This is a genomic window from Acinetobacter halotolerans, assembly GCF_004208515.1.
GTDB lineage: Bacteria > Pseudomonadota > Gammaproteobacteria > Pseudomonadales > Moraxellaceae > Acinetobacter > Acinetobacter halotolerans.
On record NZ_SGIM01000011.1, the window covers coordinates 31,757 to 54,484 of the forward strand.

General features: G+C 39.2%; 18 protein-coding genes and 1 tRNA gene. 6 read left to right on the forward strand and 13 right to left on the reverse strand.

Going from position 1 to position 22,728, the window contains the following annotated elements; translation table 11 throughout:
* Positions 1–25: 25 nt before the first annotated feature.
* Complete coding sequence (locus EXE30_RS12625) at positions 26–1,921, forward strand: lipase family alpha/beta hydrolase (RefSeq protein ID WP_130162700.1); 1,896 nt, start codon at positions 26–28, stop codon at positions 1,919–1,921.
* Between the two features lie 40 nt (positions 1,922–1,961).
* On the opposite strand, the gene EXE30_RS12630 is transcribed toward EXE30_RS12625, so the two are convergent.
* The 4 genes from EXE30_RS12630 to EXE30_RS12645 all read right to left on the reverse strand — a co-directional run bounded on the left by EXE30_RS12630 (position 1,962) and on the right by EXE30_RS12645 (position 5,408).
* Positions 1,962–3,530, reverse strand: a complete 1,569-nt coding sequence (locus tag EXE30_RS12630) for an MFS transporter (protein WP_130162701.1) — start codon at positions 3,528–3,530, stop codon at positions 1,962–1,964.
* 314 nt (positions 3,531–3,844) lie between these two features.
* A tRNA-Arg gene (locus tag EXE30_RS12635) sits at positions 3,845–3,920 on the reverse strand.
* Between the two features lie 122 nt (positions 3,921–4,042).
* Positions 4,043–4,615 carry a hypothetical protein gene (locus EXE30_RS12640; RefSeq protein ID WP_130162702.1) on the reverse strand — a complete coding sequence of 191 codons (573 nt, stop codon included), beginning with the start codon at positions 4,613–4,615 and terminating at the stop codon, positions 4,043–4,045.
* Between the two features lie 100 nt (positions 4,616–4,715).
* Entirely contained in the window at positions 4,716–5,408 is a 693-nt protein-coding gene (locus EXE30_RS12645; protein ID WP_130162703.1) for a 3'-5' exonuclease, read from the reverse strand.
* 259 nt (positions 5,409–5,667) lie between these two features.
* On the opposite strand from EXE30_RS12645, the gene EXE30_RS12650 reads away from it, so the two are divergent.
* Positions 5,668–6,909 carry an alpha/beta hydrolase gene (locus tag EXE30_RS12650; protein WP_130162704.1) on the forward strand — a complete coding sequence of 414 codons (1,242 nt, stop codon included), beginning with the start codon at positions 5,668–5,670 and terminating at the stop codon, positions 6,907–6,909.
* Between the two features lie 26 nt (positions 6,910–6,935).
* On the opposite strand, the gene EXE30_RS12655 is transcribed toward EXE30_RS12650, so the two are convergent.
* Positions 6,936–7,637, reverse strand: a complete 702-nt coding sequence (locus tag EXE30_RS12655) for a hypothetical protein (protein WP_130162705.1) — start codon at positions 7,635–7,637, stop codon at positions 6,936–6,938.
* 202 nt (positions 7,638–7,839) lie between these two features.
* Between EXE30_RS12655 and glyA the strand changes: the two genes are divergently transcribed.
* Complete coding sequence (gene glyA / locus EXE30_RS12660) at positions 7,840–9,096, forward strand: serine hydroxymethyltransferase (RefSeq protein WP_004670686.1); 1,257 nt, start codon at positions 7,840–7,842, stop codon at positions 9,094–9,096.
* Positions 9,097–9,628: 532 nt separating this feature from the next.
* Here the strand turns inward: glyA and EXE30_RS12665 are convergent.
* The 5 genes from EXE30_RS12665 to exaC form a co-directional block, all read right to left on the reverse strand.
* Positions 9,629–10,342 carry a glutamine amidotransferase gene (locus EXE30_RS12665; RefSeq protein ID WP_130162706.1) on the reverse strand — a complete coding sequence of 238 codons (714 nt, stop codon included), beginning with the start codon at positions 10,340–10,342 and terminating at the stop codon, positions 9,629–9,631.
* 111 nt (positions 10,343–10,453) lie between these two features.
* Positions 10,454–11,281, reverse strand: coding sequence for an ethanolamine ammonia-lyase subunit EutC (gene eutC / locus EXE30_RS12670; RefSeq protein ID WP_130162707.1), 828 nt, complete (start codon positions 11,279–11,281; stop codon positions 10,454–10,456).
* A gap of 9 nt (positions 11,282–11,290) precedes the next feature.
* Positions 11,291–12,676, reverse strand: coding sequence for an ethanolamine ammonia-lyase subunit EutB (locus EXE30_RS12675; RefSeq protein ID WP_130162708.1), 1,386 nt, complete (start codon positions 12,674–12,676; stop codon positions 11,291–11,293).
* A 13-nt stretch (positions 12,677–12,689) separates the two neighbouring features.
* Entirely contained in the window at positions 12,690–14,129 is a 1,440-nt protein-coding gene (gene eat / locus EXE30_RS12680; protein ID WP_130162709.1) for an ethanolamine permease, read from the reverse strand.
* 241 nt (positions 14,130–14,370) lie between these two features.
* On the reverse strand, positions 14,371–15,882 hold the full coding sequence (gene exaC, locus EXE30_RS12685) for an acetaldehyde dehydrogenase ExaC (protein WP_121929944.1): 1,512 nt from the start codon (positions 15,880–15,882) through the stop codon (positions 14,371–14,373).
* 142 nt (positions 15,883–16,024) lie between these two features.
* On the opposite strand from exaC, the gene EXE30_RS12690 reads away from it, so the two are divergent.
* Positions 16,025–17,215, forward strand: coding sequence for a helix-turn-helix domain-containing protein (locus EXE30_RS12690; protein WP_130162710.1), 1,191 nt, complete (start codon positions 16,025–16,027; stop codon positions 17,213–17,215).
* Here EXE30_RS12690 and EXE30_RS12695 read toward each other — a convergent pair.
* A complete protein-coding gene (locus EXE30_RS12695; protein ID WP_130162711.1) occupies positions 17,212–18,183 on the reverse strand; it encodes an alpha/beta hydrolase in 972 nt (323 codons plus the stop codon). The two genes, EXE30_RS12690 and EXE30_RS12695, sit on opposite strands and share 4 nt — an antisense overlap.
* A 200-nt stretch (positions 18,184–18,383) precedes the next feature.
* Complete coding sequence (mdh, locus tag EXE30_RS12700; protein WP_121929941.1) at positions 18,384–19,556, reverse strand: iron-dependent methanol dehydrogenase; 1,173 nt, start codon at positions 19,554–19,556, stop codon at positions 18,384–18,386.
* Between the two features lie 227 nt (positions 19,557–19,783).
* Between mdh and EXE30_RS12705 the strand changes: the two genes are divergently transcribed.
* The gene (locus EXE30_RS12705) at positions 19,784–21,496 is read left to right on the forward strand and encodes an AAA family ATPase (protein WP_130162712.1); all 1,713 of its coding nucleotides are present in this window, start codon (positions 19,784–19,786) and stop codon (positions 21,494–21,496) included.
* Positions 21,497–21,505: 9 nt separating this feature from the next.
* Entirely contained in the window at positions 21,506–21,868 is a 363-nt protein-coding gene (locus tag EXE30_RS12710) for a 5-carboxymethyl-2-hydroxymuconate Delta-isomerase (protein WP_130162713.1), read from the forward strand.
* A gap of 96 nt (positions 21,869–21,964) precedes the next feature.
* On the opposite strand, the gene EXE30_RS12715 is transcribed toward EXE30_RS12710, so the two are convergent.
* Positions 21,965–22,687, reverse strand: a complete 723-nt coding sequence (locus tag EXE30_RS12715; RefSeq protein WP_004671636.1) for an AAA family ATPase — start codon at positions 22,685–22,687, stop codon at positions 21,965–21,967.
* Positions 22,688–22,728 lie beyond the last annotated feature (41 nt).

Consider the following 22,728-nt stretch of genomic DNA (forward strand, 5'->3'; position numbering starts at 1 on the left):
ATTGAGTGAGAGGAAAATTTGCAAGATGAGCTATTCAAATTTTCCTCTGATGTTGGGCTGTCTGTTTTTAATCAGCGCATGTCAGGCGATTCATTTAAAAGAAGAAAAATTAAGTCACTCATTAAAGAGTAAAGTTGATAACTTTCTACTCACCAATAAATTTAGTTATCAAACGGAAAACTTACTTTATTTGACGAAAACCAATCAAGCGCAATGCCTGAATAATGTAGATGATTGTGTTAATCAAATCAAAAATATTAATGATAAAAAAGATGATTTCTATGCAGCGGTGAGTGAAATTTATTTGGCTAAAGCGATGAGCATGAATACTGACAGGTGCGGTATGCTTGGTCAAATGAGTAGTTGTCTAGATCAGAAATTACATTTTTTAGATAAGAGTCTTCGCTATAGTTATGTTTATCTCTTTAAGTCAAATAGCTCAGCTCAAGAACGTATCTTTGATTATCGGTTGAATCAAGTACGAATTATTTATAATGTCTCGATTTCCCAAATGCTTACAAGTGCATTTAAACGTGATGGTCGACTGAGCGATATTTGCTTTGAATCACACTGTTATATTTTAGATTTTAAAAAATATCCAGCGTTAGAAGCACTCCCGCTCAACTCATTTAAATCTAGTTATAACATGAACTTTTCTGGATTTAATATTGTAAATCGTCAGGATGGTTTAGGCGCTGAGTTTGTTGCGGAGCGTGAAGAAAAACCGATTCAGCCGAAATTTATTTTAAACCCACATGACTATTATAAAGGGCAGCCGAATCCTAATATCCATGCACCTAAATTTTTTCCAATTACTGCGATAGCAGAACCTAAAAAAGCCAGTTCAATCAATGAAATATTAGGAAATTCAAGCTTTAAAATACATTTATTTGATCCTTTTCAGACAACACGGTTTGACGTTGAAGGATACCCTTATGTCATTACAGGAAATTATTCAGCGCCGTATGGTGCTTGGCTTGCTAAATACAATTTAGGTGCACTTGGTTATTGGACTTTAATTAATAAAGAACGAAATTTAATCATGCCACATTTGTATATGTTGGAGCCTTATAACCCAAACAAACGCGTTATAGTTTTGATTCATGGACTTGCCAGTAGTCCAGAAGCATGGGTTTCGCTTACCAATGATATCATTGGGGCTGATGATTTAAGAGATAACTATCAAGTTTGGAATGTTTTTTACTCAACAAATATGCCAATTTTCGAAAGCCGCTACCAAATTCATGCTTTGTTGCAACAAGCATTTAATCAACTTGATGCTTCAAGCCAAGCTGCCCATCAAGCTGTTTTGATCGGTCATAGTATGGGTGGGGTAATTAGTCGATTGCTTGTGAGTCAGGCTGATATCTCATCAGCAGCTGTAGAGAAAATGAATACAGCGCAGTTGGCACAATATCAACAACAAGCCGTCATTAAACAACGTTTTCAATTTGAGCCATTAACCAACTTTTCCCGAGCTATTTTTATTGCTGCGCCTCATCAAGGCACGCAATATGCTGATCGTTGGTTTACACAATTTGCCCGTAAAATTATAAAATTGCCACATGAGTTTTATACTGCGGTTGAGCAAGGTCAGCAGTTGAGTAGGTCAAATGAAAAAGGTTTGATTGAAAATGGTGCGGGTGATTTGAGTCATGGTTCTAAATTTATGCAGCTCAGCAAAGAGATTCAACCTAGAAAAAATGTTATTTATCATTCGATTGTCGGTAATTCAACTTCAGGACAATCGGTCGATAGAATGACAGATGGTATAGTGCCTTATCAAAGTTCTCATTTACCCAAGGCTGCTTCAGAGTTGATTATTCGTGGTGGGCATTCTATCCAAGAAACACCAGAAGCTATTCTGGAAATACGACGTATATTACGTTTACACTTGGCTCAAATAAAAGCTGAATCATAAAGAAATCCCTAAGATCTTCACTTAGGGATTGAGCATAAATTTATGGAGCAATAAAGTGACTTACCTTGGGTGGCGTATCACCACGATGTAGTGCATGTATCTCAGCTTGTAGTTTTTGATCCTCAAAAGTGACTCTTTCATGTTGACGTAAATGTTCTACCCATGAGCTTACCAAGAAATATTCAATAAACTTGCTGTCATTATTTGAATCTTGAAAAATCCCCCACGAGTAAGCACCATCTCTATATCGTTGATGTTTAAACATATCCATCAGTTCAACAAATTTATCTCGATTTTGTGCTGAAATCTGGTATTCAATAAAAATCATCACAGGTCCTCGATCTGGACGAATTTCATCTATGACCAGCGGGGCAGGCCAGTGTGAAGATGGTGCTAAGTTCAGCTCTTGTCCCTTAGCTAAATTAAAGAAGCGGCTAATCGGTAAAACCAAACATAAGCAGATTGAGGCTGTTAATAAGCTGGTTTGAATACTGGTAATAGAAGCAAGTTGTCCCCAAATCAAACTGCCAAGACTCATGGAGCCGAAGAAAAAAGTGACAAAGATTGCTAATCCTCGAGCACGAACCCATTCAGGTAATGACACTTGGGCAGATACATTGAGATTGGTGAGCACTGTAAGCCAAGAAAATCCAGCGATAAAACTAGCCATATAAGCCAAACCCAGATTCGGGATTAAAGCAAAAACAAACATGGCCAGTGCTGTGCCTAAACTACCAAAAACTACCAATTGATCGGTATTTAGCTTCTTTTTTAGCTTTGGCAAGGTAAATGCACCGACGACAGCACCGACACCGACCAATGCCAAAAGTGTTCCGTAGGTGGATGCACCACCTTTCAAGACCTCTTTTGCGATTAAAGGCAACATCGCCCAATAGGCGCTGGCGAATAGGAAAAAACTGATCGCACGAAATAAAGTGTTCTTTAATGCCTGACTATGAAAAGCGTAGCGTATACCAGTACGAATCGCGCCGAGTAGGTCTTCTTTGGGTAGTTGCCGTTGCAGCGTTGGTGCTGGTTTCCACCAAAATAGCGCGGTGATTACGACTAAAAAAGTGAGTGCATTTAAGAAAAATGGGTAAGCTATACCCAAGGTTGTAATGATCAGACCAGCGATTGCAGGGCCAATTGCTCGACTGATATTAATCCCCACGCTGTTTACAGCAACTGCTTGTTGCAAAGCGTCTTTGGGAACAAGACTTGGAACGATTGCTTGCCAAACTGGTGCAGTAAATGCCGTACCAACTCCCATTAAAAAGGTAATGCCGATAATCGTGAGTGGTGTAACTGCATTAATATAGACTAAATATCCTAATAATAATGCGAACAGCGCTAAAAATGACTGAGTGATCAGTAGAATTTTTCGTCGATCAAAAATATCAGCGAAAGCGCCTGCGGGTAACGCTAATAAAAATATCGGTAATGAAGTAGCAGTTTGAATGAGTGCGACCCAAATCGGTGAGTCGGTTAAACCTGCCATTAACCAGCCCGCACCGACATCATGCATCCATGTGCCAATATTGGAACAGACGGTTGCTATCCATAGAATTGTAAATGTTTTAGAGTGAAATGGATTTGTTGAATTAGACATTGGACCCACGCCTAAAGTAATTTTATATCATATTGTTATAACGTTTTTTTTAAATTGAATCAGTGAATTTTTATCTAAATTAAAGAAGAATTGAAAATGATCTAGTTCAGTATATTCTTTAGAATTAACTTTAATTTTTTATCTGTAAACCAGATAACTTTGTTTTGACATTTACGGTAACTTTTTTAAATAATTTATCGCTTACCGCAATCAGTATCGTTATTTATGCGGTAATTCATGAGAAAGCATGAATAATAAGTAAAATTAAGTATTGTTGTATTACAATGTTTTTGAGAAGTGGCGAAAAGCAAATGTGGTGCGCTCAGCGGGACTCGAACCCACGCCACAGGCTTCGGAGACCTGTACTCTATCCAGTTGAGCTATGAGCGCATGTGTGCCACATCATAGGCAAAAAATACTTATAGGTAAATATATACCTTTAAACAAAAATGCTTCTTGATTATTAAAACAACGATTTTACTCTTATTTAGAAATACTCATCCCGATATACACTATAAATGCTGCACTGAGTAATTAATCAATTTCAACGTTTGATTCAACTGACTTGGTGCAATGCGAGATTCCTGTAGAGACGTAATCCATTGCATCTGACAAAGTTTGAGTTGAGATATAGTTTTGCTTTGTTGTATCTGCTGAATCAATGGTTTTGCCATTAAACCGCAATAGGTGGTTAGTGTTTGAATCATGACTTGCTGAACTTCGACAAAAGAAAGTTTTTCTAACGCAAGCACCTCTTCAATATTTTCATTGTTCGTCGGTATTGTTGTATCTACGCTTTGTGTCGGCATAGATTGCGTTAAATTGTTCGTCTTATGATTTTCTATGTATAAATTTTCTTGGATCTTAGTTTTTGTAGTTGATGAAGTTTGCTCAGCCAATAAGCCCATGTCGATTAATTGTTGAACCAGCTCAGTTGGGGCAATTTTTTTCTTATAATCGTGATCAAGTGTCTGGAAATCTTCATGATCAATCAGCAGTAATAAACGACGTTGACGCGCATTCAGAGCAATATTACGTTGTTGGAGCGCGTGTTGTCCAAGTTCTGTCTTAAAAAAATGTGACATCTTTTTTGTATCCCCCAATCAAAAAATTGATAGGGGCTAAGATACGTTTGAATAATGACATTTATGTTAATAATTTATTAAATATCATTGGGTTGATATTTTATTTAATGAGTTTGGTCTCTAAAGCTTTACGTAAATAAATATCTAAATCATCTTGGCGTAGTAACCATTGAATATAGTCGGCTGGTAAGTCTTGAATGGCGGTACCTTTATGTTTACCAAAAGTGATCGTTTTAGGAATACGTGCTTCTTCTGAGGCAAGATAAAGTTGTTCAATATTTTGAATGTCCAACTGATGAATAATGTGCATCAAAATATTGGCTGTTAAGATGATATCAGCATCAGCACGATGCGCGCCTTTTAACATTTCTCGTGCCTTATCGCTGCCTTTCGCGATTAAATAAATTAAAGCTGAAATATTGTGTGCTTCAGCATCTTCCCATACTCGTCGTGCGAGCGCTAATGTACAAATCGGTTTTAATTTTGAAGTATCCACACCACATTTGGCGATGGCTGTCACATCATAATCAACATTATGACCAATGATATAAGTGGTTTGTTCTGGCAGTTGGAAGGTATTGTAAAACGGTTGATCGATTAGATCTGATTCTAAAATATGATGCACCGCCATTGCGGCAAAGGAAATCGGTTGACCGACTTGATAGAGCTGATCAAAGATTTTCTTTTTATCTAAGCTTAATTTTCCATTTTCTATTTCGATGGGTGCATAAGCGATTTCAATCGGCAAACCATTTAGCGTATGTGTTTCAGTATCTAAGATAATGGCTTGCATGATGTTAAACCTAAGACGAATTTAGAATTTTATTATCTTACAAGAAATTCTATAAAAGCGGGGCGAATGATCGATTGTATTGCTTGATATTTTAAAAAATTGAGAGCGCGTTGCATAAAGAAAAGTCAAAAAATAGAATAAATGATAAAAAAGTACTTGAAACAATTTTGTAATAGGCGTAATTCTTGTTGCTGTAATTGCCTTAGAGGAGTCATTTCTAAGGATAAAATCATAAATAAAATAGTTAAGGAAAAACGAGATGCATATGAAGTTATTAACGGTTGCGATGCTGAGTACGAGCTTATTACTTACAGCTTGCGGCGGCGGTGACGATAATGGGACGACGATATTTGTTCCAAAACCTGAAATTCCTGAAAATAATATAAAAGATCCTGTTGCAAGTATCCCTGAACCTTATACGAAGTCAGACTTTAGTGCTGTTGCTTCTGAAAGTTTAATTCTGACGTATAAGATGTTGGGCGTGAATGGTAAAGAAACATTAGCAACCAGTTTGTTGTTTGTACCTGGTGGACCAATGCCAGCAACAGGCTGGAAGATTGTTGCTTGGGCACATGGTACAACAGGGGTTGCTGATCAATGTGCACCGAGTCGTAATGCAACAAATGATTATATAAAAGGTATGATCAGCCAATTACTTGCCGCTGGTTATGTCGTTGTTGCACCTGACTATGAAGGACTAGGTGAGCCTAGTGGTCGCGAACTACATCCATTTTTAAATGTGAAAAGCGAGGCATATTCAATTACTGATGCAGTTGTTGCTGCTCGTGCTTATTTATCTGGGCAAGGTAAACTTACTTCACGTCAATGGATGACAGTAGGGCATTCTCAGGGAGGTCATGCCGCTTTAGGAGCTGCACAATACGCGAGTCGTGCCAAACTTGATTATAAAGGAACGATTGCGGTTGCGCCTGCATCCAATCTCGCAGCGATCTTAGCATTGGGGGAGCAATCTGTTGAAAATGCACCTGTAAATCAACAAATTCCAGCGTATGCACAACTGGACACCTTTACAGCACTCATTACCGCTGGTCTGCGTAATCAAGAACCTACTTTTGGTTATTCAAATATTTTTAAATCGCCAACTGATCTAATTGCGAGTAGAGCAGAACAAGATTGTGCAGATGTACTAGGAGATAAGTTTGGTGCTGCTATGCAGGAGCATTTAAAAAGTAATGTTAATTTAACAAATTATCCACGAACTCAAATGAATTTTATGACCATTCCTTTGGTTAAATCGTTCTTAGAAAAGGATTCTCAACCAGCCCAAGTAAAACTAAATCAACCTGTGATTATTTATCAGGGTGGGAAGGATGCAACCGTTCCCAAAGCGGCCACGGATTTGTTGGTATTAACCGCAAACAATAAGGGTTCAAATATTCAATATTTCACTAACGCTGAATGGGATCACGGCACAGCTTATGCTCTTAATATCAATAATATTGTGAATGATGTTAAAGCAACAATGCCAGCTAATGACTAACTCATCGGGAATAATTTACAAATAAATTATTCCCGAATTTTTACTTTTAAGTAAGAAATATCTGAACATATTGTTCCAGTCGACTTGTGCTTGTAGATTTCTGATTTAAAATCAATTTTTTCAATGTCATTGAAACCGAATGTTTTATAAATTTGCATACTTTCATGAACTGCTTGTTTATATAGTAGTCCAGCCGAAAAATATGCGATTAAGGCTAAAGATAAACTTATGAGAACAGCTAATGCTGATTCTATAAAAATTTCTTCGTGAGATTCCCATTTAACTAAAAAGAAAATATTTATTAAAAAACCTAGTATAAAGAATGACAGTCCAATTGTTTTCTGTCTTTTTTTTAAACCTTCTATAGTGAAGCCATGTTGAGGAAGTGAGTAAATCAATTTTTGTTCTGGGTGGTAGATTGCATATGCAAGGCTTATGTCAGTAAAGCTATTGGGATCGATAACGACGTAGAGTTCATCGCCTTCTTGAAAAAAAATATGTTGAGCAATCCCCATAACTGTATGGTGAGCAATTTTAAAACTATATATTTTATAAGTTTTATTTATCCTATAAGCTAAAACGCGAGCATCAACATCAAACAACTTTGCCATGAGTGTTTGTGCTAAAGCAGCTTGCTCTTGTTCTATCTGAGTTTCATATTTTCGATTTCTAACACAGTAAAAATCATATATTTTTAAATGCTGAATTTTTCCGTTGATGCGAATCATTTTATCTAGACAATTAATTATAAAGCTCAATAATAAGTTTAAGGAAAAATCCTAATTAATCAAAAGTGAAATTTTTATCAACATGAGCGAGTTTTATTGATAATTAAGCAAACTTCATTCTTCTTACTTATAAACTTCATGCTATAATTCGCACCAATCTTTAGCACGGCTTAAAAGCCCTAATTTATAGGACCCTCCGCTAATGTTTGCCAATATTTCTATTGCTGAATTTGATCCAGAAATTGCTCAAGCGATTGCTTCTGAAGGCGTACGCCAAGAAGCTCATATTGAGTTAATTGCATCTGAAAACTATTGCTCTCAAGCTGTGATGGAAGCACAGGGATCAAAACTTACTAACAAATATGCAGAAGGCTATCCTGGCAAACGCTATTATGGCGGTTGTGAATATGTGGACGTGATCGAACAACTTGCAATTGATCGTGCAAAAGAATTGTTCGGTGCTGATTATGCAAACGTTCAACCACATGCGGGTTCTCAAGCGAACTCTGCCGTTTACTTAGCGCTTCTTAATCCAGGCGATACAGTATTGGGTATGAGCTTGGCGCATGGTGGTCACTTGACGCATGGTGCTAAAGTTAGCTTCTCTGGTAAAACTTATAATGCGATTCAGTATGGTTTAAATACTGAAACTGGTGAAATCGATTATGAAGAAGTTGAGCGTTTAGCCCTAGAGCACAAACCACGTATGATCGTGGCGGGTTTCTCTGCTTATAGCCAAATCGTTGATTGGCAGCGTTTCCGTGACATCGCTGACAAAGTAGGTGCTTATCTATTTGTTGATATGGCGCATGTTGCTGGTTTAGTTGCTGCTGGTGTTTATCCAAACCCAGTGCAAATTGCTGACGTAACAACCACAACGACGCATAAAACCCTTCGTGGTCCGCGTTCTGGTTTAATCCTTGCGAAAGCAAATGAAGAAATTGAGAAAAAACTTCAATCTGCTGTTTTCCCAGGTAACCAAGGTGGCCCTTTGATGCATGCGATTGCTGCTAAAGCAATCTGTTTCAAAGAAGCGATGTCAGAAGAGTTTAAAACTTACCAACAACAAGTTGTTAAGAATGCTCAAGCGATGGCTGAAGTCTTCATTTCACGTGGTTACGATGTTGTTTCTGGTGGTACAGAAAACCATTTATTCTTGTTGTCATTGATTAAACAAGAAGATGTAACTGGTAAAGATGCAGATGCTTGGTTAGGTGCTGCTCATATCACAGTAAACAAAAATGCCGTTCCAAATGATCCGCGTTCTCCATTCGTTACTTCTGGTATCCGTATTGGTACGCCTGCGGTAACGACACGTGGCTTCGGTGAAGCTGAAGTACGTGAACTTGCTGGTTGGATCGCTGACATTATTGATAGCAAAGGTGATGAGAAAGTCATCGCTGATGTTAAAGCTAAAGTTGAAACTGTTTGTGCAAAATTCCCAGTATATGCAAACTAATTTGTGTCTAGCCCTGAAATAGGTTGATACTTATTTCAATAAAACGCCTGATGAATTTCGTTGGGCGTTTTTTATATAGAAGGGCGATCTTCGATTACGGTATAAAAAAAGCCCAATTTAACGATTGGGCTTTTTTATGAATCTTTGATGTGCTTTTTCATGGATTAATATAGAAGTAGATAACAATAAATATGAGTAAAAACGTTGCAGAAATTAAGTACGTATTAATCGTATGGAAACTCTTTATAAATTTTAGCATAACGCTATCCACCTCCTACAAAAAAACAAAATGTAAAAACATATAATATTTATATTCTATTGTTTATTTGGGTTTTTTTTCAAATTATCTTGTGGATTATTGATGGTTTTAATGTTTACATTTTGTAGCATTGGCTTTCTAGACGTGATATTTTTTAGTTTTTGTTGGCAAAGGTTTTAACTTTCTTATCAGTTTCATAAATTCAGTAACCTAATCTTTCACAGGTTAAGCCTATATGACTTAGACCTGTGATTTTTTAGCTAGGTTTGATCTTTAAAGGCGAATATTCTCTATAAACTTTTTCATGATTTTATGAGATTGTTGTTCTGACTGTGCGGCATAGCATAGGTTATCTTGTCGGAGTTGCGGAATAGATAGGCCAGCATGACGTATTTCGCAGGTATGACCAATGAGCCATTTTTCAAAACTCTGCTCTGCAATTTCTAAGTGAAATTGTAAAGCTAATATATTATTCCCAATCGAAAAAGCCTGATTGGGATAAATGTCAGAACTTGCAAGTAAAGTGGCGTTCTCAGGCAAATCAAAAGTATCACCATGCCAATGTAGGACGTGAGTATCTTTCAGTGGCGATAGAATATTAGGCTCATCAGCTTTAATTTCGAGTAGACCCCAACCAATTTCTTTTTGATGTCCAGCATAAACTTTGGCACCTAGCGCATGAGCAATTAACTGAGCACCTAAGCAAATACCAATCGTTGGTTTATTTGCAGTCAAACGTTGTTTGAGTCCTGCAATTTCATCGACTAAAAAAGGGTAGTCTTCGCTTTCATACACCCCAATCGGCCCACCTAAAATGATGGTTAGACCCTCATAATTGAGCGCGGGGCTAAGATCATCTACACCCGCCTCAAAATAGCGAACTCGGAAACCAAGTTGGTAAAAGGTATCTTCCAATGAGCCTAAATCTTCAAAGGCAAGATGTTGGATAGCATAAATAGTTTTAGGTAAGGATTCAGTATTTATCATCGAGTTTTATCTAGTCATGATTAACATCAATGCAAGTATAAACATTCTATACTCAAAGAAAAGTGTGTGAGAAATAAAGTATCTATCGCATTTTTGAATATCGATGCTGAGCTAATCGTTGCTTGAGTCACGGAAAAAGAGTTGCCTTTTTTGATGCTGTTCTACAACTGGAATTTGATGCTCATCTTTTAACGCAACGCCAGAGCGTTGTATCTGCTTTGACTTTTTCATCAGCGCGAATAAGCGTTGTGCAGCGATCTCAATACTTAAACCTGCTGTACGCACATTAGAAATACAATTGCGTTCTGAATCGATGCTGCCGACATGGGCTTGCCAAGTGTAATAAATGCCCATGCTATCTGGGGAGCTTAGGCCTGGGCGCTCGCCAATCAGCATAATAAGCATCGATGCGTTAAAAATTTGTGCTACTTCATCGCCTAGTGCAACACGACTACCTGTTGCAATTGAGATGGGGGCAAGTGTCCAATTCTCTTGTTTCATATAGGTGTGTAATTGATGAACAAAAGGAATGGCGTTTTCTTCAATGGCACGTGCAGACAAACCATCTCCAATGACGATGCAAACATCAAAGTTTGAGGTGAGTTGAATATTTTTTAATTTTTGACGAGACGTTTCACTGAGTTGACGGCCTAAGTCAGGTCGTTTTAGAAATATTTCTTTGTTGTCGGCACAGCTTTCAACATGTGTGGTTTCAAAACCAAGCTGTTTCAGTTGATCTGAAATGTGATCAATATTGAGTGATTGATAAACGGCATCTTTGGCTTGTGCGTGAGAGAGTTGAAATTCAAGCAGTGCTTTGGTTGGAACACTACAACCTGTTCGTCCAAGTGCGATTCTTGCATCGGTAAATTGCTTGAGCTTTTGCCATACATCAAGATGGGGTTGAGCTGGAAAAGTTTGATCTTTGTTCAGTTTCATCCAAAGCTCCTAGTGCATGAGTAATTTGGCAAATTGATCGGGCATATGTTCTGCCCACTGAATGTGATGCTGTTGTTGCCGTAAAATGCCTTGTTGTTCTAACCAGATAGAAAACTCAGGTGCAGGTTTCAAACCCAATAGTTGCCTTAAATACAAGGCATCATGAAAGGAGGTCGTTTGATAATTCAGCATGATGTCATCTGATCCCGGAATCCCCATAATAAAATTGATACCGGCTGTTCCAAATAGGGTGAGTAAATTGTCCATATCATTTTGATCGGCATCAGCATGATTGGTATAACAAATATCGCATCCCATCGGTAAGCCAAGTAGCTTGCCACAAAAATGATCTTCTAATCCAGCACGAATAATTTGTTTACCATCGTAAAGATATTCAGGTCCGATGAAACCAACGACGGTATTGACCAGTAAAGGGTTGAATTTTCGTGCAACGGCATAAGCCCGAGTTTCAAGCGTTTGTTGATCAACGCCATGGTGGGCATTACTGGATAAAGCGCTGCCTTGTCCTGTTTCAAAATACATGACATTTTGGCCGACTGTGCCTCGTTTTAAAGCGAGGGTGGCTTCATGACCTTCTTGTAAAAGTGCCAAAGAAATACCAAATCCTGTATTTGCCGCTTGTGTTCCAGCAATCGACTGAAACATGAGATCAATCGGAATATTCTGTTCCGCGAGTTGGATGGCAGAACTGATATGCGTAAGCACGCAAGACTGAGTCGGAATTTGATATTCTTGAATGACATGATCAAGTAGCTTTAACAGCTCAGCCAAATTGTGCAAATTGTCGGTTGCTGGGTTGATCCCAATCACTGCATCACCATTTGCATACATCAGTCCATCTAAAATACTGGCAGATATACCTAAAATATCATCTGTAGGATGATTGGGTTGCAAGCGTGTTGAGAGATGTCCTTTCAAACCAATGGTATTGCGAAATTGAGTCACCACCTCACATTTGCTAGCGACTAAAATCAGATCTTGATTCCGCATAATTTTACTCACCGCGGCAACCATTTCTGGGGTTAAACCTTTGGCGACAAAACGTAGTTTTTCCGTGTTGGCATCTTCACTTAATAACCAGTTACGCAAATCACCTACGGTAAAATGAGCAATAGGCGCAAAGGCATTTTTATCATGTTCATCAATGATCAGTCGGGTGATTTCATCTAGATCATAGTCGATCAAGACTTCATTTAAAAAGTTTTTGAGGGGAATGTCTGCCAAAGTCATTTGAGCAGCCACACGCTCAGTGGCATCGTGAGCAGCGACACCTGCAAGCTCATCACCTGATCTCAATGGTGTCGCTTTGGCCATGACACTTTTGAGATCTGCAAAAACGTATTGTTGATTGGCGATGATATTTTTATAACGCATCGGATATCCCCAATTATTTTAATTCTTGTTGTGAGCTTTGCACCTTGGCAAACTCTTCTTCAGGTGTTCCTGAGACCAAGTGATGTCGGCTATATAGCATGAAGTATGCAATAAATAAGGCATAAATAGCAGCCGCAATCAGCCAAACTTTAGGATTGACTAAAAAGCCTGCCAGTACCGCAAGCAATGCAAAAACCAATGCAATACTCGAAGTCAGAATACCACCAGGCGTCTTATAAGGGCGATGCAAATTTGCTTTGCTTAAACGTAATTTGAGATGTGCCGCCATCATCAACACATACGAAATCGTTGCGCCAAACACAGCAATTAGAATCAGCATGTCGCCTTCTTTGCTAAGTGAAAGTAGAAAACCGATAATGCCCGGCACAATGATTGCCAGATAGGGGGCTTTATTCTTATTGGTGAGTGATAAGACCCTTGGTAAATAGCCTGCACGAGACAGCGCAAACATTTGACGCGAATAGGCATAGATAATTGAAAAGAAACTGGCAATCAAACCTGCTAAGCCGACGAAATTGACAAAACTGGTAACCCAGCTGTTTTGCCCATAGACAATAGCCAAACCTTCTACTAGTGGTGCAGCCGCATTTTGCATGGTACTTGCACCCACTGCACCCGCACTTAGGAAAAGTACCAGCAAGGCAAAACAAGTCAAAATCAACATTGATCCAATCAAGCCACGAGGTAGTGATTTTGCAGGATCTTTAGCTTCTTCTGCTGCGAGTGGTACACCTTCAACAGCGAGAAAAAACCAAATCGCAAAAGGCACGGCAGCCCAAATCCCCATATAACCATGTGGAAGAAATAAGCTTGCACCCGTTTGTGTACCTGCGGCGATATCAAATAAATTTTGCAATTGAAAATGGGGCAGCATCGCAATGATAAAAACCAATAGCGCCATGACCGCGATCAGAGTAATCGCAAACATGAGTTTGAGTGCTTCACCTGCACCTTTTAAATGAATCGCCATAAAAAGCAAATAACAGGCGAGATAAACTTGCCATCCATTCATGCCAAATAAGGATTCACAATAACTACCAATAAAAACAGCAATGGCTGCTGGTGCGATTGCGTATTCGATTAAAATCGCCGTGCCCGTTAAATAACCACCCAAAGAACCAAAAGCGACACGCGCAAAACTATATCCTCCTCCTGCCGTAGGAAGCATGGTTGCCATTTCTGACATAGACAGACATAAGCAAAGGTACATGATCGCGACCAATATCGTAGCGACAAACATGCCGCCCCATCCACCTTGGGCAATTCCATAATTCCATCCAGCGAAGTCTCCTGAGATTACATACGCAACGCCCAGACCGATCAAAAGTAACCAGCCAACAGAACCTTGTTTAAGCTGCCTTTGGGCAAAATATTCGGTGGATGCGACCTCTGAGGATGGGGGTGTTATAGCGGTAGATTCTGATTGGCTCATGCAAAACTCCAATGAGTTGGTTTGAATGAATCAATGCAAAAGCAATGCCGAAATGTGTTTGGTTTTAATTTTCTGCCTTATTTTTATTCCAAATGGTAAAAATACTCGGGAATTACATGTCTAAAAATGAAATAGCCATAAAAATGGAAAAGCAAGCAGGTTACACTGCTTGCTTTTTGTCTAAGAGAAATCAGAATGGATCATTATCCTAATTTGATATGTTCCATTTTAGTGCAACATATTAGAAGAAGCCCATTGGCTTAGTTGAATAACTCACCAATAGATTTTTGGTTTGTTGATAATGATCTAGCATCATGCGATGATTTTCTCGGCCTATACCTGATTTTTTATATCCACCGAAAGCGGCATGTGCAGGATAAATATGATAACAATTGGTCCAAACACGGCCTGACTCTATCGCACGTCCAGCACGATAAGAAGTGTGTGCTGAGCGTGACCATACACCAGCACCTAAACCATACATGGTGTCATTCGCAATTTTGATGGCATCATCGAAATCTTTAAAGGTGGTCACGGAGAGAACAGGGCCAAAAATTTCTTCTTGGAAAATCTGCATGCTGTTATGACCTTTAAATATGGTCGGTTCGATATAAAAACCATTGCCCACTTCTTTTCGATCACCGCCACCCACTAAAATCTCGGCACCTTCTTGTCGCCCAGTATCGATACAGCGTAAGATTTTCTCTTGTTGTTCCTGTGAGGCTTGAGCACCAATCATGGTTTCTGTATCAAGCGGATGACCTGTTTTAATACGTTTGACTCGCTCAATGGCTTTTTCGAGGAACTGATCTGCGATACTTTCTTGTACCAGTGCTCGAGATGGACATGTACAGACTTCACCTTGGTTTAAGGCAAACATAGCAAAACCTTCAAGCGTTTTCTCTAAAAAGTCATCGTCTTTATCCATTACGTCTTCAAAGAACAGGTTCGGTGATTTACCTCCAAGCTCTAAAGTTACTGGGATGATATTTTCAGTTGCATATTGCATCACCAACTGACCGACTTGGGTCGAACCTGTAAATGCAATTTTGGCGATACGAGGACTGGTTGCCAGTGGACGACCTACTTCAGCACCATAACCATTGACGATATTGAGCACACCTGCAGGTAAAATATCTTGAATAAGTTCAGCCACCAACAAAATACCCACTGGAGTTTGTTCAGCAGGCTTGAGCACCACGCAGTTACCCGCAGCTAAAGCAGGCGCAAGTTTCCAAGCTGCCATTAAGATTGGGAAATTCCAAGGAATAATTTGTCCAACAACACCGAGTGGTTCATGGAAATGATAGGCGATGGTATCTTCATCGATTTCAGAAATGCCGCCTTCTTGGGCACGGATACAGCCAGCGAAATAGCGGAAATGGTCTATGGCTAATGGAATGTCAGCGGCAAGTGTTTCGCGAACAGGTTTGCCATTGTCCCAAGTTTCTGCAACAGCAAGCATTTCTAAGTGAGCTTCTAAACGATCTGCTATTTTAAGAAGTAGGTTAGAGCGTGTGGTTGGAGATGATTTGTTCCATTCGATTTTGGCTTTATGAGCTGCATCTAAGGCCAATTCTACATCCTCCGCCGATGAGCGAGGTATGCGGGTAAAAGCTTGACCATTAACAGGAGAAATATTGTCAAAATATTGACCTTTTACAGGTGCAACCCATTGACCGCCAATAAAATTTTCATATTGAGATTTGAATTGAATTTTTGAACCAGATTGGTTCGGATCGATATAACGCATATATGTATTCCTTTGCATTTTAGGACTAAAGACTAACAAGAACCCTGTCAGTAGGTACTTTCGTACTCTGTGTATTTAGTATATAAATAAGAAGGTTGGAGAAAGGTTGGAATACCAATGTGGATATATAAGGAACTTACAAATGTTCACAAAAAAGGATTTAGTGCAGCAAAGGGCATTGACTGATCAACTGCGCGCGCAAAATAGTCTCTCTCCTCAAAACGCAGCCAAACTCGGTCAAAGTATAGCCAGTTCATGGGAACGCTCTATATCGGCTGATATTCCTAAAGAACGTATGGCAGCACCATTACTCGAAAAAAAATCTACTTCACAGAATACTTTAGACTTAGCATTACAACGATGTGCTGATGATTTGCGTCATATTGCGGAACAATCTTCTATGGTGATCGCTGTGGGAGATATCGGTAGTACTATTATTTGGACAGCACCCAGCCCTCAAATGCAAAGTGCTGCTGAACAGGTTCATTTTGTGAAGGGTGGACAATGGCGTGAAGAATTAGTTGGTACCAATGCTTTGGCACTGTCACTCAAAACACAGCAATCGAGCTGTGTTTTTTCCAATGAGCACTATATGGAATCGTTGCATGATTGGGTATGTTATGCCGCACCCATTATTGACCCATATTCAAAACAAACACTAGGTGTGGTTGATTTATCTACCACGTGGAAGAATCATAATACGTTTGGGATTTTAGCGGCTGAACGCTGTGCATCCATTATCCAGTCCGCTTTACTTGAGCAACAACGTCAGCATTTATATATCCGTGCATTTGCAACACCACAAGTCAAATTCAATGGTAAAAGTCTGTTATTAACGCCTCGCCAAATTGAAATCTTGGCGATTTTGGCCCTATGTCCTCATGGGCTAACGCTTGAACATTTATATCAGGCGCTTTATGGCGAACGTAAGGTGAGTATGGGAACGTTGAAGGCAGAAATGTCGCAACTAAGAGATGTTTTAGGTGGTTTGTTAGGCTCACGGCCATATCGTTTGCTGGTTCATATTGAGGCTGACTTTTTGCAAGTGGAACAAGCCTTAGATGCTGGATATCTCAGTTCAGCGTTACAATTGTATAGTGGAGTGTTTCTAGCGAAAACAGAAAGTCCATTTTTATCTGCTTGGCGAGATTGTCTCGAATCTCGGTTGAGTGATGCAATTTTTAAGACGCAAGAAACAGATTTGTTGCTTAAACATTTAGCACATTTTCCAGAAGCAATTGATGCGGTAGAACGTTTAATGGAGTTATTACCCATTGAACATCCTGCACACCAATTACTTGCTAAATATGATGAACAACTAAAAAGAAGTTAGTTGATTTTCTGCTCTAGCCATTGAAAGAGTTCTTGATAAACTTGTTTACGCACGGGTAGAGCGGAAAGGACTAAATCATGCAAGCCATTGTGAATTGAGACAATAGAGATATCTCCTTTCATTTTCTTCGCGTATTTTTTAATGTGTTTAACATCTAAAATGACATCACTTTGAGTTGCATCAACGCCCCATTTTTTTGGGTTCTTGGTTTGATGCGAGTGCATAATTAATGCTGGAATATTTAGTTTTACGCCACGATGAATCTCTTTTTGTGCCGTATGAATTGCATGTACAAAACTGAGTTGAACTGTTGGTGCGCTGGTCGGTTTCCATTCTAAATTGAAATCCCACTCACCCTTGAGATCTTTGTGCAAGCTTGTGGTATACCAACGATTGAGTTGGCTTGGAAATTTTACTTTGGGTAGTTTTTTTCCGATACGACTGAGCATCGGGATACCAAATTTTCTTTCTACCAGACTTAAATTAAAATCATAAAAAGGGCTATTTGCCCATAGACCTTTAATCAAAGGATGGTTCGGGTGGTGTGCAGCATAAAGTGTAGCGGTTAAGCCACCAGTTGAATGTCCAGCGAGTAAAACTTTGTCGTGTTTTTCTTGGGAAATAATATCTAAGGCTTGGCTAATCTCAGCATCATATTCATGCAGATCTAATACATTATAAAAAATTTGATGCGCTAATTTAGAACGCCCGTATTTTCTTAGATCTAATGCATAAAAGTCATAACCCTGTGCATTAAACTGTGCTGCCATTTCCGTCTGAAAGAAATAATCTAAGAATCCGTGAATGTAGAGCACTGCTTTGGTGGTTGGTTGTTTTGATTTTTTACGGATCAGTGTGGCGACGACTTGGCCTTCATAATCATCAGGATAATTCAGGACTTGTTGTTCATAGCCATCTCCTAAAAGATCAGGAGTGTAAAGGTTTGAAGAAAGCTGGGTTGTATTCATTTTTATTGAGACTTTGTATTAAGACATGCTGAGTATCCTTTAATGAATTTGGCGAATTGTCAATCGATTTTGTTTTGTTGAAGCTAAACGTGAATAAAAAAAGGGGGATGCTAGGAAGTACACTCCCCCAAAAAGTAAGCCAATGGTCGGAGAGGTTTGACTTACCATAACGTGGTTTTGTGACTCGAGTTTGGTTGGGGTTATAGCGCTGCTTTAAAGATTTCCACGACTTGAGCATGGGTCGCTTTACGCGGATTCGTTAACATGCAGGCATCTTTTTGCGCATTTTCAGCCATGATCGGTAGATCTTCAGGTTTAACGCCAAGTTCAGTTAAACCAGAGGGGATACCAATAGAACTTGAAAGCTCCTGAATGGCATCAATTGCGGCGTATGCTGCTTCAGCAACGGTTAAACCTTGAATATTAACACCCATTAATTCTGCAATCTTGGCATAACGATCTTGGCAGGCAATCAGATTAAATTGGCTTACATGTGGTAATAAAATTGCATTACAGACGCCATGCGGTAGGTTATAGAAACCACCTAACTGGTGTGCCATAGCGTGTACATAACCTAAGGATGCGTTGTTAAATGCCATACCTGCAAGGTATTGGGCATAGCTCATCGCATCACGTGCTTCAATATTTTCGCCGTTTGCAACGGCAGGTTGTAGCCATTGGCTAATCATACTGATGGCTTTCTCTGCACAGGCATCGGTAATCGGATTGGCTGCTGTCGATACATAGGCTTCGATTGCATGGGTCAAAGCATCCATTCCCGTTGCTGCCGTTAAACCCGCAGGTTTTGCCACCATAAGTTTAGGGTCATCAATGGCAATCAGCGGTGTACAACGCCAGTCGACAATCGCCATCTTCACGTGGGTGTCTGTGTTGGTGATGATGCAGAACCGTGTCATTTCTGATGCTGTTCCAGCAGTTGTATTGATTGCAATTAAAGGGGTCATCGGTACTTTGCTTTTGTCGATACCTTCGTAATCGCGGATATGTCCGCCACCTGCGGTGACCAAACCAACCCCTTTTGCACAGTCATGCGATGAACCGCCACCCAATGACACAATAAAATCACATTGGTTGTTTACATAGGCCGCTACGCCATTATGAACATTGATATCTGTTGGGTTCGGTTCTGCGCCAGCAAAAATGTGGCTTTCTATACCAGCCTCGGTGAGATACTGTGCAATAGTATCTGCGACACCAAATTTGAATAAACCTTCATCGGTTACAATTAACGCTTTTTTGGCATCTAAATCTCGTGCTTTGCTTCCAATTTCTTTGGCGCAACCTGGTCCAAAGAGTGATACGCAAGGAATATAAAAACCGTTTGTTTGATCTGCAATATTTTTAAAAGCCATGGAGTGAATCCTTCTTCCATAAGTCCATTGTTTGTTATAGATGATGCGTTGCACCATGAACCCAGTATTGTGATTGCATTAAATATTTACTACCTACCAAAGACCTACCAAGTAATACTCCCGATTTATCTGCATGGATTGAGTGATGTTTTTTATAAAATTTGGCTTCGCCGTTTCACTTTTTATTGAAACTCGTTAAGCTATGTGCTGCGAGAAGGTAGGTAATTATGAAACAAGAGACTGCACTGAAACTTTTAAAAGCAGGTGAAAATGTATTTTTAACTGGTTCGGCGGGTGCAGGTAAAACCTATACATTGAATCAATACATTCATTATTTGAAAGCACGTAAAGTCCCTGTTGCGATCACTGCTTCAACGGGTATTGCTGCAACACATATGAACGGTATGACCATTCATACTTGGGCTGGAATTGGTATTAAAGATCGTTTGAGTGATGATGACCTCAAACGAATGAAAGAACGAAAATATCTAAAAGAACATTTAGAAAATGCCCAAGTGCTGATTATTGATGAAATTTCAATGTTGCATGCCAAACAACTTAATTTAGTCAATCAAGTTCTAAAATTCTTTAAAGAAAGTGATGAAGCCTTTGGCGGCATACAAGTGATTGTAGCGGGTGACTTCTTTCAGTTGCCTCCTGTCGGACGTAATGGTGAAGCAAATCGAGATAAATTTTGCTTTATGTCTGATGCGTGGGTAGAGGCAAAGTTTCGAGTATGCTATTTAACCGAACAACATCGTCAGGATGATGAAATTCTGAATCAGATTTTGAATGCCATTCGTGCACAAAATATTCAGCCAGATCATATTACGGCTTTACAACAATCACGCCAGCAGGATATTGGCGACACTTTTACCCGTTTATATACGCACAATATGGATGTTGATAATATCAACTATCAACATTTAAATGGTATCGAGAACGAAAGTCACCAATTCAATGCAGTTATTGATGGTAATGAAAAACTGATTGAAACCTTAAAATCTTCTGTACGTGCGCCTGAAGAACTAACCTTAAAAAAACACGCCAAAGTCATGTTTGTAAAAAACAACTTTGATATGGGATATATCAATGGCAGTTTAGGTGAAGTGATTGGTTTTGAAGATGATGATAAACAGGGCTTGTTGCCTAAAGTTAAACTCACCGATGGCACGACTTTGTTGGTTGAACCTGAAACTTGGTCGATTGAAAATGAGGCGGGTAAAGCCATTGCCAGTTTTCAGCAAATCCCTTTGCGTTTAGCTTGGGCGATTACCATTCATAAAAGTCAGGGGATGACCCTAGAGGCGGCAGAAATTAACCTCACCAATACCTTTGAAAAAGGTCAGGGCTATGTTGCATTATCTCGATTAAAATCGCTCACTGGTCTTCGGTTATTGGGTTTTAATGAGCAGGCTTTAGCACTGGATAGTTTGGCAATCAAAGCAGACCGCCGTTTTCAGGAATTGTCTGATGAAGCAGAAACAAACTTTGCAAATGAGGATCTGACTACTCAGCACAATGCATTTATTCGGCATTGCGGCGGTACATTAAACGCGACCGAAATCAATCGCAATGAAAAGAAACTTTCAAAAGGCAGTAAACAGAGTTATGCCGCAGCAACTTTAGATGAAACACGTGCTTTATTTGAAGAAGGCTATGAGATTGAAGATATTGCACATGAACGTGGTTTAACACCTGCCACGATTATCAATCATTTGGCGCGATTACATAAAGAGCAGAGCTTAGATATTTCTGTGGCGAGCCCAGGGGAAGAGGTGATCGAAGAAGTACGTAAGATTTATAAACGTTTGCACAAGAGAAAAAACCCAGAGCATTTTACCGATGATGGTTCTATCAAACTACGCCCAATCGTGGAAGCAACGAGTCCTAGAATGGCGTATGATCAAGTGCGTTTGGCGTTGTTGTTTGTAGAGTAGGATCGAAAAATGCCACATATCATTGCAAATTATTCAGCAAATTTAACAAATTTAGATCAGCAAAAATTACTTAAACAAGTCAATGCTGCTTTGTATGAGACGGCATTATTTAGTGCAAATGATATCAAGTCTCGTATTTTCAAAGATGAGGTTTTCTTGATTGGTTTGGGTGAAACTCAAGAAGCTTATATCCATTTGAAACTCTATTTGCTAAGTGGTCGAACTGAACAACAGAAGAAAACTCTAGGTGATACGCTGTTGGCGATTCTTGAACAAAAAAGCTATATGAAAGCTGAGATTGGATATCCGATTCAGCTTTGCGTTGAAGTCATTGATATGCCAAGAGAACATTATTTCAAGTCAACAGCTTAGTTTTGAAGATTCTAGGTTTCATTATGCAACAGCGATGATCGCTTCCACTTGTAGCAGCAACAAGCCTTGAAGAACGAATGTTTTTTAAATATAAAATCAATCAATATCAATGATCTGCTTAATAAACTCGCCGTTTGAGTTCAGAATTTCTTTATACATATAAGCAATATGCGTATCACTGAAATTGACCTCTCTAAAGCTATTCTCAGTGAGTTGCAGCAGTTGAATATTTGGCATTAGCATGATGATTGGTGAATGTGTTGCAATGATAAATTGCGCACCTGCTTGACTTAGTTGGATCACTTTTTCAATAAAATTGATTTGATTACTAATCGAAAGAGCGGCTTCGGGTTCATCTAAGATATATAAACCCTCTGCTCGAAAACGATGATCAATCAGCGCTTTCATTGCTTCACCATGGGACATCATGTGTAAATCTTTACCACCATAAGCATTTCGTATAGGCGGACTAAAACTGGCTGCTGCATCGAGCTGGCGCATTTCCGTGAGAAAGTTATAGTACGTTTCTGATCGATAGAAAAAGATATCTTTGATCCTGCGTGCAGATTTATGGATACGCAGGTGGGGGCTATAATCAAAATGTGTATCTTCAGTTTTATAATTAAAGTTGATACTCCCACCTTCAGCTGCACAACCAAATTTTAACGCTAAAGCCTCCAAAATCGTTGATTTTCCACTTCCATTTTCACCCGTGATCACGGTGATATTTTTCTTAAATTCTATTGGATAAAGATGTAAAAACGGAAAGTCATCTGGAATGGTATTGAGAAGTTCAACTCGAGTGAGAAATGGTTTCATAATTCAAAAATATTAATATTGAATAATCAGATGAATCATCA